We start from the raw sequence: 17,570 nt of genomic DNA on the forward strand, positions 1-17,570 counted from the left end.
GCGCTTGTGATTCATCGGAAAAAGAAAGCGTCGGTGGTCCCATCTCAAGCCCAAGCTGGTGAAGCTGTGTATGCACTTGCCATAATTTTTGGAAGGCTTCCTCACGCGCCTCCGCTAAGGGCTTTTGCTGCGTCATTTGTTGAAATAATAGCCGAATCTTATGCCAATCGAGCTGATCAATTGCCGCTTGCCAGTCCGCCTCCATCGGCACAAACTGCACATAATCCTCAAAATAAATTACGCGCTGCGCGACGCCAGAGACTAGCCATGCCTCGCGATACCCTCTCGACAGCTCATCTAATGACGGAATTTGACTACTAATCGCGACTGAACTGTAGTGCTGCTCCTCTAACGCCGCAATAAATGCCTTCGCGACACGCATCGTTTCCTGTCTAAAATCTTCTTTTATCGGAATAATAAATGGCCGCCTTTGCTCGTACAAGACGCCACTATACACCCCGTACTGCTGTGCCTTCTTCAATACAGCCTCACCCTTTACCTGCTCCGCAAATGTCACCATTAATACTGCAAAAGAAGTTGTTTCCTTTAATGGAAGCGGTAATACATCCTCTACAGAGTCCATAGCATCAAATAATAGCTGTGATACAAAGGCTTGCTCAATAAATGGCTCAAACTGCTGCTTTTGCTGTTTTTCAGCAATGATTTTCTCCGCAATCGCACCGATAATTTGCGTCATTTCCTTTGGAGTAGTTGGTTTTAATAGATAATCCTTTACCCCTAACTGTAAAGCACTTTTGGCATAATCAAATGTATCAAAGGCTGTCACCATGACAAACTGGCATTCAATTCCCTTTTGTTGAATCAGCTTAATCGCCTCTAAGCCGGTCATTCCAGGCATTAAAATATCCATTAGCACTAAATCAGGTTCTTCCTTTAGCGCATATTCAACCGCTTCACGTCCGTTTTTAGCCTGCATCATTTGAAAATCTGGAAAAGCCTTTTGTAAGATTTGCTGTAGGGCTTGGCGCTCAATTGGTTCGTCATCTACGATTAATAATTTAAGCGTCATCTGCTCGCTCCTCTCTAGGAATATGTATTGTTACGACAGTCCCCTGCCCCTCACTGCTCGTAATTTGCAGTAAGTTCGTCTGACCATAAAATAGCTCAAGGCGTTTTTGGACATTGTAAAAGCCAATATGTGCCTCACTTTGCGGTGCCTGGATACGCTGAAGCTGCTCGGCATTAATACCTTGCCCATCATCCATAATCTGAATCTGAAGTCCCTGTGGCACTGTTTTAATGTTTAGCTTTACCGTTCCACCATTTTCTACTGGCTCAATGCCATGAATAACCGCATTTTCAACGAGCGGCTGTAATGTAAAGCTTGGAATCGGAACGGATAAATCAGCGTCAATCGACGTTGTATACGTCAGCCTGTCCGCAAAACGCGCCTGCTGAATCGCCATATATTGCGCAATAACTGCCACTTCCTCCTCTAACGGAACGGCCTGATCACGATTTTTCAAGTTATAGCGTAATAACCCCGCCACATCAACCAATAAATCACTCGTTTCCTCTGCCCCGTCTAGATAGGCTTTTTTGGATAATGTATTAAGTGTATTAAATAAGAAATGTGGATTCATTTGATTTTGTAAACTCTTGAGCTGACTTTCCTTTAGCAAAAGCTTATTTTTCTGAAGCTCCTGCTCTAAATGCGCCTTTTGCGTTAGCTCATCAATATACTCATTAATATTCACGCGCATATGCTCAAAGGTCGAGGCTAAAAAGGCGAGCTCATCCTTTGACTCCACCTTTACAGGGCGATCAAAATGCCCCTCTGCTAAGTCATTCGCTGCACGTGTCAACTCATCCACCGGCTTTGTAATACTATAGGAAAAGCCATATGTCGCCGCTAGTAACACAACCGTAATGAGGGCGAGGACGAATAGCGCTAATTTATTTAGCTGCTCGGATGTTTCAATTAGCGCGCCATAAAAGCCATTATAGGTTGCCATTTCCTCACTCAAAAGCGTCATTGTCATCTCCGAAATATAGTTGGCAATGCGTGTCGCCTCATTAAATTCCATCGTTGCCTCTTCAAGCTCCTGCTCATTGACAAGGCGCAATACACGCTCAGACGTATCCGTCACACTCTCTAGCAAATGCCGATAGCTCGTAATACGAAAGCCATTGTCATCATTACGTAAGGTTTCAAGCTCTTGCTCTAAATCACGCACCTTCGATAGCTGCGCACGCGTTTGCTGGGCATGATAGGCTGACGGTGTCACAAGCTGTGTATTCAGTGAGGTAATAAGCGCCTTCGTTTGCTGTGACACATCATTAATTTCCATATACCGCTTTAAGACTTCATTTGATTTTTGCTGATTTTGCTCGGTGACATGGGTTAAAGCAAGCCAAATAATGCCCATGACTGCCACCGCTAAAATAACAAGCAGCCAGATTTTTTGCTGAATTTTTGTCATGAGCCCACCTCTTCAATCTCAAAGGAGGTAAAATAGCCTGCTACCTTTAGTGGCATTTCATTGCCATTTAACCAATCGACAAGACGCTTCACCCCTTGTTGCCCCATTTTCTCAGGCTGCTGCGTCACAAGCGCATTAATTTTTTACTTTGTAATAGCGCTTCTGCATCGACCCCATCATCAAAGGTATACAACTGAAAATTACTTAGACGCATTCGCTTTGAAATTTCCTGGACGACTGTATTCGTATAGTTCGCATTAAGCATTATAAAGGCATCGCTCGTCGGATGTTCATTTAATAATTGCTGCGTGGAATCGACAAGTTGCTGCTGCTCATGTCCGGTTGTACGCACAATGACCTCGATTCCTTGACGATGAAATGCTCGCTTCAACCCTTTCAGACGCTGACGCTCAAAATAGGGCTTTGCTTCATCCATTAATACGACGACCTCATCACCCTTTTTCAATGTTTGTAGCGCATGTTTCCCTAGTGCCTGACCTGCTGCCACCTGATCTGTTCCAATATACGTTTTACGCAAGGTATCCTTCACCGGCACATCATTTGCTATCGTAATAATTGGAATGCCGTAATAGGCGGCCTTCACCTGCGCAAGCTCTTTAAAGCGCGGGTTATCAAGACCTTGGATTAAGATACCATCTACCTTTGAATGAATTGCAAGCTCCATCGCATCTAAAAAGGCACTATCATCAAAGGCATACGCACCCATGACCTCAAAGGCAACACCTTGCTTCTTCGCCTCCTGTTTCGCCCCCTGTGCTACGCGGTCCCAAAAAGGTGTATCTAGTTCCTGTGTAATTAATGCGATATGCAAGGTATTTGTGTCCTTTGCTATTTTTGGTAGCTGCGGTGTGGCATCCATCACTTGATACACAGCTCGTCCTACAAGCACACTAAAGAACACAATCAACAGCCCAAATATTATAAGAAGTTGTTTGTTCACGGCATCCCCTTCTTTCCAATAAAATACAAAAAAAGCCAGTGTATATATTTACCACCAGCTTTCTTTATTTAAGCACGTTTTGCGCGGGTTGCTACATCAAAAATTACCGCCGTCGCAAGTACTGCTCCTCGAATCATATATTGATACGAAATTCCGACACCAAGCAGGTTCATCCCGTTTGATAAGGAGGCCATCACAATCGCACCGATAATCGCGCCTGTTACTTTTCCGACACCACCTGCAGCTGATACACCACCAACATAGGCTGCCGCAATCGCATCAAGCTCAAACAATGTTCCTGCCGTCGTTGTCGCAGATTGTAAACGTGATGTATACAAAATACCTGACAGCGCCGCTAGCATCCCCATCGAACCAAATACGAACAACGTAATTTTTTGAACATTAATCCCCGTTAAATGCGCCGCTTCTGGGTTGCTCCCCACCGCATAAATATGGCGTCCTAACACCGTTTTCGTCGTTAGGTAGTAATATACAAGCACCACAACAAGCATAATAATTAATGTCCAAGAGAAGCCATTATAGCCTGCTAGGATCCACGTGATGTATAAAATGACGGCCGATACGAGCACAAGTTTAACGCTAAACATACTCATTGATAATGTGTCAAAGCCATATTTATTTTTCGTGCGACGTGTTTTAAACTCACTATAGATAAAAAAGGCGATTGCTAATAGTCCAATGAGTAACGTTGACAAATGAAGCCCCGCCACTTCCGCAATTGCTGGAATATTGCCGTTACCAATGGCGTTGAACTGGTCGTTTTTAATAATAATCGTCCCCGATTGCTCCGTTACTTGTAGGAGCGCGCCGCGGAAAATCAGCATCCCTGCTAATGTCACAACAAAGGCTGGAATCGCTAGTTTTGCTACTAAAAAGCCGCTAATAAGCCCAATTAAAATCCCGATTAATAAAATGATTGGAATAACAAGCCACATTGACCAGTCCATACGCGTCAGGAAAATCGCAGCGATAGCACCGAGAAAACCTGCTAAAAAGCCGACCGACAAATCGATATGACGAATGACGATTACTAATGTCATCCCGACCGCAAGCACCGCAATATACCCTGCAGAGTCTAATAAGTTACTAATATTGCGCGATGACATAAATAAACCATTTGTTAAAATCGTAAAAATCAACATAATCACAACAAGTGCGATATACATCCCGTACTCACGAATATTTTGCTTTAATAATGTTTTTAGTTCCCCGAAAAAATTCATCTGTTTCGCCTCCTATTGTGTCGCTAATGCCATAATATTTTCCTCATTTGCTTCGCTACGTGAAAGTTCTCCCTTTATGCGACCCTCTGCCATTACATAAATGCGGTCACTCATCCCAAGCACCTCCGGAAGCTCCGAGGAAATCATAATAATGCTCATACCCTTATCAACAAGTTCATTCATAATCGTATACATTTCAAACTTTGCCCCGACGTCAATACCGCGTGTCGGCTCATCTAAAATTAAAATCTTCGGCTCTGTAAATAACCATTTCGCAACAGATACCTTCTGTTGATTGCCCCCACTTAGCTTCCCTACTTCCTGCTCTAGAGAACTTGCCTTAATATTGAGTGACTGCTTATAATGCTGTGCAACCTTTACTTCCTCGTTGACATTAATTGTCCCACCACTCGCAATTTTTTGTAGATTGGCGGCCGATATATTTTCGCGGATGTCCTGTAGTAAAAATAAACCATCCCCTTTACGGTCCTCCGTCACATAGGCAATTCCTGCTTTAATGGCCTCACTCGTATGCTTCAACTTCCGCTTCTTACCAAGTACCTCAAGCTCTCCCTGCATTTTATAATGCTTTGGATTACCAAAAATACTGAGTGCGAGCTCCGTACGCCCTGCGCCCATCAGCCCTGCAATGCCGATGATTTCGCCTTTTTTCAGCTCGACATGTGCATCCTTTACTACTTGGCGATCCAAATTGCTATCATAGGCAGACCAATCACGCACCGCAAGCACGGTTTCTCCAATTTGTTGATTCGGTCGTTTCGGATAAATATCCTCAATATCACGCCCAACCATGCTACGAATGATTTTATTCTCGGTAATTTCTTCAGTCTGCGCATCCATTGTTCCGATTGTCTTGCCATCTCGTAGCACTGTCACCTTATCAGCAATCGAAATAACTTCCTTTAATTTATGCGAAATCATAATGCAGCTAATGCCCTGCGATTTCAATTCCTTCAGTAATTGCAGTAAGTTTTCACTGTCATCTTCATTTAATGCGGCTGTTGGTTCATCTAAAATGAGTAGTTTTACATCCTTACTAAGCGCTTTGGCGATTTCGACGAGCTGCTGACGCCCAACATTTAAGTCACGAATCATCGTCTCCGGTGTAATACGTAGACGCACCTTTTCTAATAACTTTTTAGAAGCGGTAATCGTTTCATTCCAGTTAATAAACGGGCCACTCTTTAGCTCATTGCCAGCAAAAATATTTTCATAAACCGTTAAGTCCGGAAATAACGCCAGCTCCTGATAAATAATACCGATACCGACCTTTACGCTGTCGCTAATTTCACGGAATTGCTGTGCTTTGCCGTTGTAAATAATCTCTCCCTCATATTCACCATGCGGATAAACACCACTTAATACTTTCATAAGCGTCGATTTTCCAGCACCATTCTCACCAACTAAACAATGAATTTCACCGCGCTCCACCTTGAAATTCACATCGGAAAGTGCCTTAACACCAGGGAAGCTTTTTGAAATAGTATCCATTTCTAAAATATAATCTGCCATGCGAATTCCTCCTTTAAAAAAGAAATAGTGATAGCACAGGCCATCACTATTCCACTTGTTCTTATGAAACTACTTCAAGCCTGTGAATTCGTCTGCTTTGTAGTAACCTGAGTCAATTAACTCTTTTTGTACATTATTTTTATCGACTACAATGACATCCGTTTGCTTCGCTTTTACTTTCTTCGTGCCATTGTCATACTCACCCGTTGTTTCTGGTGTTTTATCATCTAATACATCAACAGCCATACCCATCGCATCTTTTACAAGCGTACGTACGTCCTTAAATACAGTCATTGATTGCTTTTCATCAATAATGTATTGAATCGATGCTTTTTCTGCATCCTGACCAGTAATTAAATAGTTTTTAATATCGCCATCTGATTTGAATACATCAGCAATTGAACGCGCTGTGCCGTCATTTGGTGCAAGTACAGCGACATCCCCCTTCATGTCATCTTTGACAGCTGTTAAGTTTGTTTGCGCTTTATTTTTCGCTTCATTGGCATCCCAGTTCGTCGTTACCTGACCAATCACTTTCCCTAACTCTGCGCGTGATAAGTCTTTTTTATCCTTCATTGATTCGGCCACACTTGAGTTAGCAATTTTAAATGTACCATCCGCAATTTTTGGCTGTAATACTTCCCATGCTCCTTGGAAGAATAGAAACGCATTATTATCCGAAGCCGCGCCCGCATATAAATAAAGCGGTACATCTTTTCCTTCTGCATGATCCACTAAATATTGAGCCTGTGCAGCACCTACAGCGATACTGTCAAACGTCACATAGTAATCAACTGCATCGGTATCTGTAATTAAACGGTCATACGAAATCACCGTCACATCATCTTTTTTCGCTGCTTCTACTGCAGCAGCTGCAGCGGCTGCATCATGTGGTGTAATAATAAGAACTTTAATCCCTTTGTTTAATAAGGCTTCCACATTTTCCTTTTCCTTCGCTGAAGACCCTTGACTAAATAAAATTTCGGTTGTGTAATCTGAATCCTTTAGTGCATCTTTAAAGCGCTGTTCATCTTGTACCCAGCGAGGCTCATCTTTCGTTGGTAACACGATACCGATGTCTACATTGCCACCACTACCATTACCACAACCCGCTAGCACACCCCCTACGACAAGCACTAATAACATCACAAGTAGATTCCACTTCTTTTTCATTTTTTCACACCCCTTATTATTCTCTACCTTTAGTTTAAGAGGAAAAAATAGTAAATGTAATCGTTTTCATTATGACTTTTTTAATATTTGATGGAATTTTTCAACATTGACCTAAAAAAAGAGGCATTGCCTTGTCGCAATACCTCTTCTTTTTATAAAATTTGTTTCTTTAATTTTGCCTCTGACTCTGCACTCCCATTATATAAATGACAGGCAACAAAATGCTGGTCCCCGCGAATATCTTGCAGTACTGGCTTATTCTGCTTACACTGTGTCATCGCAAATGGACAGCGTGTATGGAACACACAGCCCGTCGGTGGGTCAGATGGGCTTGGTAAATCACCCTTTAAAATCACACGCTGCTTTTTCACCGTTGGATCTGCGACAGGCACCGCAGATAATAGCGCCTGTGTATATGGATGGAGCGGCTCGCGGTAGAGCGATTTTTTATCGGTCAGCTCGACCATATTCCCTAAATACATCACGCCAACGCGGTCACTAATATGCTCCACAACACTCAAATCATGCGCAATGAACAAATACGTGAGCCCAAGCTCGCGCTGTAGCTTCTTCATTAAGTTTAAAATTTGCGATTGAATCGATACATCAAGTGCAGACACCGGCTCATCGGCCACGATTAAATCCGGATTAAGTGCTAGCGCACGTGCAATTACAATACGCTGGCGCTGACCTCCTGAAAATTCATGTGGGTAACGGTCCGCATGATACGCATTTAAGCCCACCAGCTCGAGTAACTCATTGACTTTCGCGCGCTCATTCTTTTTCTCAATACCATGAATTTTAAACGGCTCTGTTAGCAGCTGGCGCACCGTCATACGTGGATTCAGTGACGCATACGGGTCTTGGAAAATCATTTGGAATTTTTGACGCGCTGCCCGGCCCTTTTGCCCTGTCAATTCTGTTAGGTCCTTCCCTTGAAATACGACAGAACCTTCTGTAGGCTCTAGTAAATTCATAATCATTTTACCAGTAGTCGATTTCCCGCAGCCCGATTCGCCGACAATGCCGAGTGTTTCGCCTTTATAAATTTCAAATGACACATTATCCACCGCTTTAACGGTATCAGGATGTCGATTAAATAATGATTTCTTACCACCAAAGTATTTTTTTAAGTTCTTGACTTCAACCAGCACATCACTCATGAGACCCCTCCTCCTGTAGCCAGCAGCGATAAACGCGCCCGTCCTCATCTGCTTTTAACACTGGATTTTGCTCCTTACAGCGCGCCATCGCATACGGACAGCGCGGCTCGAAGCGGCACCCTGATGGCATTGTTTCCGGTGTTGGAACCGTTCCTGAAATAGACGTCAATTCCTCCACTTCTTCACCGAGCTTTGGAATCGATGCAAGAAGCCCTTGTGTATACGGATGCTTTGGTTGTGCAAAAAGTGCTTCAATCGGTGCCTCCTCGACGATTTGCCCGGCATACATCACCACGACCCGGTCACACATTTCCGCTACGACACCCAAATCATGCGTAATCATTAAAATCGATGTTTGTGACGTTTCGCGAAGCTCATTCATTAGCTCAAGGATTTGCGCTTGAATCGTCACATCAAGTGCCGTTGTTGGCTCATCCGCAATTAAAATTTCTGGGTCACATGCCATTGCCATCGCAATCATGACGCGCTGCCGCATCCCACCAGACAATTGATGCGGGTATTCATTTAAAATTTGCTTTGCACGCGGAATGCCGACTTTCTCAAGCATCTGTTGTGCGCGCTGTGTCGCTTCCTTTTTCGAAACATTTTTGTGTAGGATAATGCCCTCTGTTAGCTGACGCCCAATTTTATAAACGGGGTTAAGCGAGGTCATCGGCTCCTGAAAAATCATCGAAATCTGATTGCCACGGATTTTCCGCATTTGCTTATCCGATGCATGGGCAATGTCTAATGTGCCAAACTGAATCGTTCCACCAACAATTTTCCCTGGCGTATTACGTAGCAACTGCATCACCGATAGCGATGTGACACTCTTGCCGCTCCCTGACTCGCCTACAATGCCGAGTGTTTCCCCTTTATAAAGATGAAAGGAAACGCCATCGACTGCTTTAACTACCTTACCATCGCTAATAAAATGCGTTTCTAAATCTACTACATCTAATACTTTTTCTGCCATGTCGTTTCCTCCTAATCTTTTACTTTCGGATCTAATGCATCTCGTAAGCCATCCCCTAATAAGTTAAAGGCTAACACCGTTAACATAATCGCAAGCCCAGGGAAGTACGTAATATACGGTGCTGTCGTCAAATAATCGCGCCCAGCACTCAGCATCGCGCCCCATTCAGGTGATGGTGGCTGTGCACCAAGTCCTAAAAAGCTTAAACTAGCGGCTGTTAAAATCGCCGTTCCTAAGCGCATCGTGAAATAAACGATAATACTAGAAAAGGACGCAGGTAGGATGTGCCGGAAAATAATATATAAATTCGCGGCCCCGAGCGAGCGCGTAGCTTCTACATATAATGAGTTTTTATACACGAGTGTATTACTGCGAACAATTCGCGCAAACATCGGAATCGTAAAAATCCCAACAGCCACAACAACATTGATCATCCCAGGTCCTAAAATCGCGATAATCCCAATCGCAAGTAAAATCCCCGGGAATGCGAGTAACACGTCACAAAAGCGCATAATCAAACTATCAATCCACTTGCCGTAATAGCCGCTGAGTAGCCCTAAAATCGTTCCGATAATCGCCCCTGCAAGTACCGCACTCAGGCCAACGAGTAGCGTTGTGCGCGTCCCAACAAGAATGCGACTCAAAATATCTCGACCAAAAGCGTCTGTGCCGAGCCAGTGCTTGCCGTTAGGTCCCTGCAGAATCTGACTATAATCTGCCTTTGTATAATCAAACGGTGCAATCCATGGTCCAATAAGTGCAACAATGAACAGCAGCACAATAAAAATAGCGGAAGCAAAGGCCAGCTTCTGGCGCTTAAATTTCTTCCAAAATTCACGCCACGGCGAAGCGGGTTGTGTAGCGGCTACTTTATTTTCTTGAATTGTTGTCATAAAACCCCTCCTTAATCGTCATAGCGAATTTGTGGATTTAAGAAACCATAAATAACATCGACCAATAAATTAATTAATAAGAACTCGAGCGAGAACAATAAAATTTCTGCCTGTATAACCGGGTAATCGCGCGTTGCCACCGCATCGATGAGCCAGCTCCCTAAACCAGGGAAGCCAAATACGGTTTCAATTACAACCGAACCACCGAGTAGGAAACCAAATTGAAGGCCCGTCATCGTCACAACCGGCACCATCGCATTTTTAAGCGCCTGTCTAATCATGATTTTACTTTCAGAAAAGCCCTTTGCGCGCCCTGTCCGAATATAATCTTCCTTCAGTACATCAATTAAAGCGGAGCGGGTAAAGCGCGCAATAATGGCGGCTACGCCGACACCGAGCGTAATCGAAGGCAGTACATAGCCCTGCCAAGAATCAAGTCCTGTTGTCGGAAACCAGCCTAGCTTCACGGAGAACCACTGCATTAATAACAGTCCTAACCAGAAGGAAGGAATGGAAATCCCAACAACTGCCCCAAACATGCCCAAGTAATCCCAAAATGAATTCCGTTTCATGGCAGAAAGAATGCCAATCCCTACTCCGACAATGACCGCAAAAAGCATACTCCAGACGGTCAGCCAAAAGGTGGGCATAAAACGGGATTTCATCTCTTGTAAAACAGGTTCATTCGTTTTTAACGACGTACCTAAATCACCCTTCGCTAAATTACCGATGTAGACGAAATATTGCTCGACAATCGGCTTATCAAGACCTAGCTTCTTTTCAATCATTTCAACCGTTGCTTGGTCTGCATCTGCACCCGCTACAATTCGCGCAGGATTCCCGGGTATCATATGCACAAATAAGAACACAACAATTGTGACGACAAATAAAATCGGAATCATTTGTAAAATACGCTTCAAAATAAATTTCAGCATCCCGTTCTCCCTCCAGAACAAAAGGGCACTATGATTCCTCATAGCGCCGCTATTTTCTTATTTAATTTGTAGTTCTGTCACACTTAATCCACCATCTGGTAGTAACACAATGCCTTCTAAGTTCGATTTCTTACCGAAAATATTATCTGGATTTGAAATCGGCACCCATGGCATATCTGTCCAAATTGTTTTTTGTACATCATCGTAAATTTTTTGACGCTCGCCTTCATCTGAAGTAGCTAGACCTTCTTTTAAGCCCTCATCTACTTCTTTACTTGAGTAATACGAGATGTTATATGAGTTTGGAGGGAACGAATCAGATGAGAATAACGGACGAATCCCCCAGTCTGCTTCACCTGTTGATGGACTCCACCCACCAAAGTACATTTGTACCTTCGCATCTTTTGGATCTTCCACTGCCCACAAGGCATCTGCAAGTGCACCATTTTCCATTGGTTCTACTTTAACTTTAATATTAATTGCAGCTAAAGATTGTTGGATAAACTCCATCGCTTTAATGTAGTTTGTCGTATTTGTAGCCCAAATCGTTGTTTCAAAGCCACTTTCTTTGCCCGCTTCTTTCATGAGTACCTTCGCCTTTTCAACATCATAGCTTTGGTCCTCTTGCTTTGAGTAGAATTGCGTTTTTTCGGCAATGACAGATGTAGCTGGCTTTGCATAATCTGCGTATACTACTTTAATTAAATCTTCTTTGTTAATTGCGTGTGTAATTGCCTCACGCACTTTCGGATCATTAAATGGCTCTTTACTAACATTCATTGATAAATAGTTCATAACAATCGAATCCGTATTTTCAATCGTAATATTTTGCTTTTTCAATGTTTCTACTTGTTCAGTTGGAATGGGGTATGCAAAATCAGCCTCGCCTGTTTGTAGCATCGCTGTACGAGAGCCATTCTCTACAACCGGTTTAAAGGTAATCGAATTGGCCGCTACATCACCATTCCAGTATTTATCATTCTTTTTCACTTTAATAATGTCACTTGAATCCCATGACTCAAATACATAAGGGCCTGTACCAACCGGTTTACGTGCGACATCATCACCACTTGCTAATGATTTCGGACTTTGAAGTGCACCAGCTGGATGAGCGAAATTATTAATCATTGAAGCGAATGAATTTTTCAGCGTAAATTTCACTGTGTAATCATCCACCACATCAATTTTTTCAATATTTGAGAATAATGAGTAGCGTTTCAAGCCATTTTTCTCATCTGATACACGCTCAAAATTTGTTTTGACAGCTTCCGCATTAAAAGCTTCCCCATCATGGAACGTCACATCTTTACGCAGCATAAATGTAAATTCTGTTGCGTCCTTATTCACCTTATAATCCTCTGCTAGCTTCGGAATAATTTTCATATCCTTATCAAAGCCAACTAGCCCCTCTAGCATCGTTTGTTGAACCGAGTTATCCAAAGTGTTGTTCGAGTCTTGCGGATCCAGTGTTACGAAGTTTTGATTGACCGCAATCGTCAAGTCCTTGCCTGCTTTTTTCCCACCACTTTCATTCGCTGAATTCGAACCAGAATCACTTCCACCACAAGCTGCTAATACAACGGCCATCACTACTAAAGCTATAAGTGCGAACCAATTTGCTCTCCTTTTCAATCATTTCTCCCCCCACACTAACAAATTTCATGAATCATCATGATATTATTAGATACCCTATATTATGGAAATTATAATCAAAATGAATCGAAAAGGTAATAATTAACTATTTAAAGCACTGTTTTTGTTTAGACTTTTTATTTATTACAAAAAAAGAAACCGCCTAATAGCGATTTCTTCATATTGTTTAACCACAGTCCCAATTATAGAGAACATGCGAAAAATTCTTTTGTTTTAAATCATCAGTGTTAATAAAGAAGTTCCCAATGCCGACGTCACCCCATAAAATTTCCTGTGAACCAACTGTTTCACTGTCTAGCTGGAAAAGCAGGAAATCAAACGGTGTATCGTCATCACGTGGATCAAATTGTGTAAAGCCAGGGTAACCTCCAATACGGTGCTCGAGGCCGCTAAATAATTCATAATAAGCCTCCATCAGGTCATCATTTTCGCGGAATTCCTCACCAAAATGCGTATCAAAATCGTACGTTTCTGAAGACATAGCCGCTTCCTTAATATCAAAGCTCATGGCAAGTTCCAAACCCTCATCTAATGGAAATTCATCATACGATATCGCATCTAAAAATGAAAAATCATCTAAAGCTGGTGCCTCGGTCGTCTCATGATACACAACGCGAAAACCTTCTTGCGCTGCAGGTTCATCAAAATCCATACCATATAAATCATCTGACGCAAGGAAAAATTGTAGCAAACCCGTCGTTGGTAATTCTTCTATTCCCTGAGGTATTTCTGAGAAGTTAATTTGAGCAAGTAATCGAAGTGGCTCGTGCTCTGGTGAAACTGGGTAAGGTTCATTTACAGGCCAATAAGGATGGCCACCAACCTTACTGTTCGTAAGGCTAATATTTTCTGATTCCTTCAAGGAAATTTTAATATACGGCTTCAAAGTCTCTTGAATCTGACTTTCAAAAGGTTGTAAAATCGCTGGTAATATCATATGAACGCCTCCTTAGAAATTAGTCTACCATAAAAAGAACGTTTGTTCTATTTTTAACGTAGTCGTTCGCCAATTAAACCAGCTAAAAATGCTTCTCGCATTGGCTCCCATTCGATTGTCAAATCAAGTAATTGTAACTGCTGTTTCGAAGCTTTAGGTATTAGAGCAAGTGCTTTTTCGCGAAAAGATTCTTTATACGTTTTTTCAATTTTTTTGTACGCTAAATAGGCTTGAACCTCACCTGATTTCAAACGATAAAGCTGTCCGACATCCCAAATTTTATGTAACGCGTCACTTGTATACTCCATACGAGCCACCATCCTTTATCAATGTAACTTTATTTTAAAGTATAGAAAGGACTGGCGACAATCATGAACGCTGTGTATATTTAGTGAACAGTTTTTTTATTTTATATAGACTGGCGAGTAGTAGTTTTATCAATATAAACAGATAGATATTCACAGATTATTGCATAGTAAGCTATTTCCACTAAATAATTTATGGTAGATATAGATAGTAAAATATAAATAGGTCATTATAATTAATATTTTAGGAGGTATATGTATGAATCGACAATCTTTTTTAATTTATGCACTAGCAACAGGACTTACCGCTTCTACGCTTTCTTTACCGACAACAGCAAATGCTGAGACGGCGGTAGCGTTTGAAACGAAGGTCATGTATACCAATCATGGGGTCTATGCACGTACTGCACCGAACACTACTTCAAGTATTGTCACAACACTTGCAAAAAATACTGAACTGCAAGTTATTGATGGCTCAAAGAAATCGTGGTATCGCGTATTATTAGATGGTGAAATTGTTTATGTATATGGACAATATGTGACGTCTGAAAAGCCGACCACTACACCCGCATTAAAGGTTGTAAAAAAAGGCTATGTCTCGAAAGCGAAACTGAGCGTACGTGCAAGTGCTTCAGCAAAGGGTAAAAAGCGTGGCACACTCAAGGAAGGTGCCACTGTTCAGTTGACACAAAACTACACAGCAGCATCAAAGGATACTTTCTTCCAAGTTCTTTATAAAGGAAAGGTTGGTTATGTTGAGGCGAAGCATATTACCTTTACAAAGAAAGAAGTTGCCACAACAAAAACGGGCGTTGTTCGTAATATCGGCACAGTGACATTGAAAGTTCGTCAAGAGCCAAGTGTGACAAGTACGATTTTAGGCACACTTCAAAAGGGCGAAAAAGTTAAATTCGCTACAGCGTATAAAAAAGATGCCGCTGTTGAATGGTATAAAATTATTTATAAGGGCAAACCTGCATATGTTTCGGCACAATATGTGACCTTAGTATTTCCTAACACAAAATAAAGAGACTCGGACAAAACACGTCATTTTCCTTTTTTAGCGTTCACAACGAAAAACCGGAACCGTGCCACAGCGCGATTCCGGTTTTTCTTATGCTCCTATGAGAGATTATTTTTACACGTATGTCCCAGCCTCTTTATTTAAAAACCCGTTACAAAAGCGTCGATTATAAAAAAATGCCCGATAAAAACGAATGATTTCTCAGAAACCTTATCTATACAAAATGACTGCCATCCGGTTACACTACAGTGGAGATGAGCTTTCGATTATTTCTTCGCTCCAAAATCCCCCACTTGTTGCTTTGTATCCCCGCGATATTCCCAGGTCACCTTATAGTTGATGTCCTCTAGTTGCTGTTGAATTGTCTCTTTATCAAGTTGCACATAAAATACAGCCTCATAGTGATGCTCATTCAATGTATACGACCCAAACCAATAGCTTTTACCAAACAATGCACGTGCATTATCATCGACAGCTAATTTCGCATTCTGTAATTGCTCAAAGTTTTCAATCGTTAATGACAATGATACTTTTTGAAGCGCTTCTCTTGCTGGTTTTTCATCTAGTTGGACAGTGCCTAGCTCCTCATATTCTTGCTCATTGACCGCACTCATTGTCACATCTTTTTTAACAGACACTTTTTCATCTGCACAAGCCACCAATAATAGTGTGAAACAGATGAGAAGCAATACCTTATACTTTTTCATCGCTATGTCCCCTCCAAATCTAGCATAGCACGAAATCGTATACATGCTGCACAAAAAAGAAGCTGTCCAAAAAGACAGCTTCTTCATGATTTATTTGAGTGCACGTTGTAAAAAGGCTTTTGTCCGCTCATGCTTTGGATTATTAAATAACTCATCCGGTGAGCCTTCTTCTACAATTAACCCCTTATCCATAAAAACAATTCGATCTGAAATTTCGCGTGCAAATTCCATTTCATGTGTCACGATAATCATCGTTAATCCCGACTGTGCAAGCTCCTTCATGACACGTAACACTTCACCGACCATTTCTGGATCTAGCGCAGATGTTGGTTCATCAAATAAAAGTGCATCTGGTGACATCGATAACGCACGCGCAATTGCTACACGTTGCTTTTGACCACCTGATAGTTGGTGAGGACGCGCCTTCACATAGCGATCCATGCCAACAACCTTCAAATAGTTCAACGCAATTTCTTCGGCCTCCGCTTTTGAACGCTTCAGAATTTTCTTTTGCCCTACAGTACAGTTATTTAAAACATCCCAGTTATTAAATAAATTGAACTGCTGGAATACCATGCCCATATGCTTACGGTAATCATTCAAATTTTTCTTTTGTAAAATATTTTCACCGTGATAAATAATTTCGCCACCTGAAGGTATTTCAAGTAGGTTAATACAGCGAAGTAATGTTGATTTACCAGAGCCTGATGAACCAATAACCGTTACGACCTCTCCTTTTTCAACAGAAAAGTTAATGTCCTTTAAAACTTCATGCGAACCAAAGGATTTTGATAGATGCTGAATATCAATAACGTTTCCCATACTCTCTCTCCTTTACTCGCGTGATTTCGGACGCATAATGCCCGCTTCATCAAGCATTTGATAATTGGCCTTGCCTTCTAAACGACGCTCGAAGAAACGAAGCACCTGTGTCGCTGTCAGTGTCATAATTAAATAAATAATACACGCGATGAAGAATGATTCGAAGTAACGGAAGTTCGCACCCGCAATCGTTTTTGTTTGGAAGAACAGCTCATTTACGGTAATGACATTTAATACCGACGTATCTTTAATATTCATAATATATTGATTACCCGTTGCCGGTAAGATATTACGCAGCACCTGTGGTAACACAACAGATGTCATCGTCGTCCAATGATTCATCCCCATTGCGCGTGCCGCTTCAAATTGTCCCCTATCGACACTAATAATGCCGCCTCGTACAATCTCCGCCATATAGGCACCTGTATTTAATGACACAATGACGACTGCAGCAAATGTCGCATTCATATCGCCATTAAAGCCGAAATCCGTACCAATTGTTGCTTTAAGCCATTGCATGATAAGCGGTGTGCCGTAGAAAATAACCATGGCCTGTACAATCATCGGTGTACCACGGAAGAATTCCACATAGACACGTAATAAGCCATTTACAATCGCTAAAAATGTTTTTTGACCGCCCTTTTGTGCTTTCGGAGTTGTATTAATGACGCCAATAATCAAACCGATTAATGCGCCAATAAGTGTCCCGAGTGTTGAAATAACTAGGGTCATCCAAGCGCCTCGTAAAAGCATCGGCCAGTTATTCGTAATAATGGTTATAAACCAATCTAAACTCATCA

Annotated in this window: 17 protein-coding genes; 1 reads left to right on the forward strand and 16 read right to left on the reverse strand. The window is 41.9% G+C overall.

Going from position 1 to position 17,570, the window contains the following annotated elements:
* The 13 genes from KTHG_RS21295 to KTHG_RS12885 form a co-directional block, all read right to left on the reverse strand.
* A partial coding sequence (locus KTHG_RS21295) for a response regulator (protein WP_147633112.1) occupies window positions 1-1,030 on the reverse strand: 1,030 nt, incomplete at its 3' end.
* On the reverse strand, window positions 1,020-2,444 hold the full coding sequence (locus KTHG_RS12830) for a sensor histidine kinase (protein ID WP_126991337.1): 1,425 nt from the start codon (window positions 2,442-2,444) through the stop codon (window positions 1,020-1,022). The genes KTHG_RS21295 and KTHG_RS12830, both read right to left, overlap by 11 nt.
* Before the next feature lie 124 nt (window positions 2,445-2,568).
* A complete protein-coding gene (locus tag KTHG_RS12835) occupies window positions 2,569-3,405 on the reverse strand; it encodes a substrate-binding domain-containing protein (protein WP_139994046.1) in 837 nt (278 codons plus the stop codon).
* A gap of 68 nt (window positions 3,406-3,473) precedes the next feature.
* Window positions 3,474-4,649, reverse strand: a complete 1,176-nt coding sequence (locus tag KTHG_RS12840) for a sugar ABC transporter permease (protein ID WP_139994048.1) — start codon at window positions 4,647-4,649, stop codon at window positions 3,474-3,476.
* A gap of 12 nt (window positions 4,650-4,661) precedes the next feature.
* Window positions 4,662-6,182: a sugar ABC transporter ATP-binding protein gene (locus tag KTHG_RS12845; RefSeq protein WP_139994051.1), complete on the reverse strand. Its 1,521-nt coding sequence runs from the start codon at window positions 6,180-6,182 to the stop codon at window positions 4,662-4,664.
* 69 nt (window positions 6,183-6,251) lie between these two features.
* A complete protein-coding gene (locus tag KTHG_RS12850; RefSeq protein WP_139994053.1) occupies window positions 6,252-7,355 on the reverse strand; it encodes a sugar ABC transporter substrate-binding protein in 1,104 nt (367 codons plus the stop codon).
* Window positions 7,356-7,507: 152 nt separating this feature from the next.
* Window positions 7,508-8,518, reverse strand: a complete 1,011-nt coding sequence (locus tag KTHG_RS12855) for an ABC transporter ATP-binding protein (protein ID WP_139994055.1) — start codon at window positions 8,516-8,518, stop codon at window positions 7,508-7,510.
* A complete protein-coding gene (locus KTHG_RS12860; protein WP_126991331.1) occupies window positions 8,511-9,494 on the reverse strand; it encodes an ABC transporter ATP-binding protein in 984 nt (327 codons plus the stop codon). Before KTHG_RS12860 ends, KTHG_RS12855 begins: the two co-directional genes overlap by 8 nt.
* Before the next feature lie 11 nt (window positions 9,495-9,505).
* The gene (locus KTHG_RS12865) at window positions 9,506-10,387 is read right to left on the reverse strand and encodes an ABC transporter permease subunit (RefSeq protein ID WP_139994057.1); all 882 of its coding nucleotides are present in this window, start codon (window positions 10,385-10,387) and stop codon (window positions 9,506-9,508) included.
* An 11-nt stretch (window positions 10,388-10,398) separates the two neighbouring features.
* A complete protein-coding gene (gene nikB, locus KTHG_RS12870) occupies window positions 10,399-11,322 on the reverse strand; it encodes a nickel ABC transporter permease (protein ID WP_126991329.1) in 924 nt (307 codons plus the stop codon).
* A gap of 57 nt (window positions 11,323-11,379) precedes the next feature.
* Window positions 11,380-12,954, reverse strand: a complete 1,575-nt coding sequence (locus KTHG_RS12875) for a glutathione ABC transporter substrate-binding protein (RefSeq protein ID WP_255512453.1) — start codon at window positions 12,952-12,954, stop codon at window positions 11,380-11,382.
* Window positions 12,955-13,141: 187 nt separating this feature from the next.
* Window positions 13,142-13,912, reverse strand: coding sequence for a YwqG family protein (locus KTHG_RS12880; RefSeq protein ID WP_139994059.1), 771 nt, complete (start codon window positions 13,910-13,912; stop codon window positions 13,142-13,144).
* A gap of 53 nt (window positions 13,913-13,965) precedes the next feature.
* Entirely contained in the window at window positions 13,966-14,220 is a 255-nt protein-coding gene (locus tag KTHG_RS12885) for a hypothetical protein (RefSeq protein WP_126991327.1), read from the reverse strand.
* 256 nt (window positions 14,221-14,476) lie between these two features.
* Here KTHG_RS12885 and KTHG_RS12890 point away from each other — a divergent pair, with 256 nt between their 5' ends.
* A complete protein-coding gene (locus KTHG_RS12890) occupies window positions 14,477-15,244 on the forward strand; it encodes an SH3 domain-containing protein (protein WP_139994061.1) in 768 nt (255 codons plus the stop codon).
* Between the two features lie 263 nt (window positions 15,245-15,507).
* On the opposite strand, the gene KTHG_RS12895 is transcribed toward KTHG_RS12890, so the two are convergent.
* From KTHG_RS12895 to KTHG_RS12905, 3 genes are all read right to left on the reverse strand, one after another.
* The gene (locus tag KTHG_RS12895) at window positions 15,508-15,948 is read right to left on the reverse strand and encodes a hypothetical protein (protein WP_139994063.1); all 441 of its coding nucleotides are present in this window, start codon (window positions 15,946-15,948) and stop codon (window positions 15,508-15,510) included.
* Window positions 15,949-16,038: 90 nt separating this feature from the next.
* Entirely contained in the window at window positions 16,039-16,770 is a 732-nt protein-coding gene (locus KTHG_RS12900; RefSeq protein ID WP_126991324.1) for an amino acid ABC transporter ATP-binding protein, read from the reverse strand.
* Window positions 16,771-16,782: 12 nt separating this feature from the next.
* Complete coding sequence (locus KTHG_RS12905; protein ID WP_139994065.1) at window positions 16,783-17,568, reverse strand: amino acid ABC transporter permease; 786 nt, start codon at window positions 17,566-17,568, stop codon at window positions 16,783-16,785.
* Between the last annotated feature and the right edge of the window lie 2 nt (window positions 17,569-17,570).

The organism is Kurthia sp. Dielmo (genome assembly GCF_000307285.2).
In the GTDB taxonomy this organism is placed as follows: Bacteria; Bacillota; Bacilli; order Bacillales_A; family Planococcaceae; genus Kurthia; species Kurthia populi.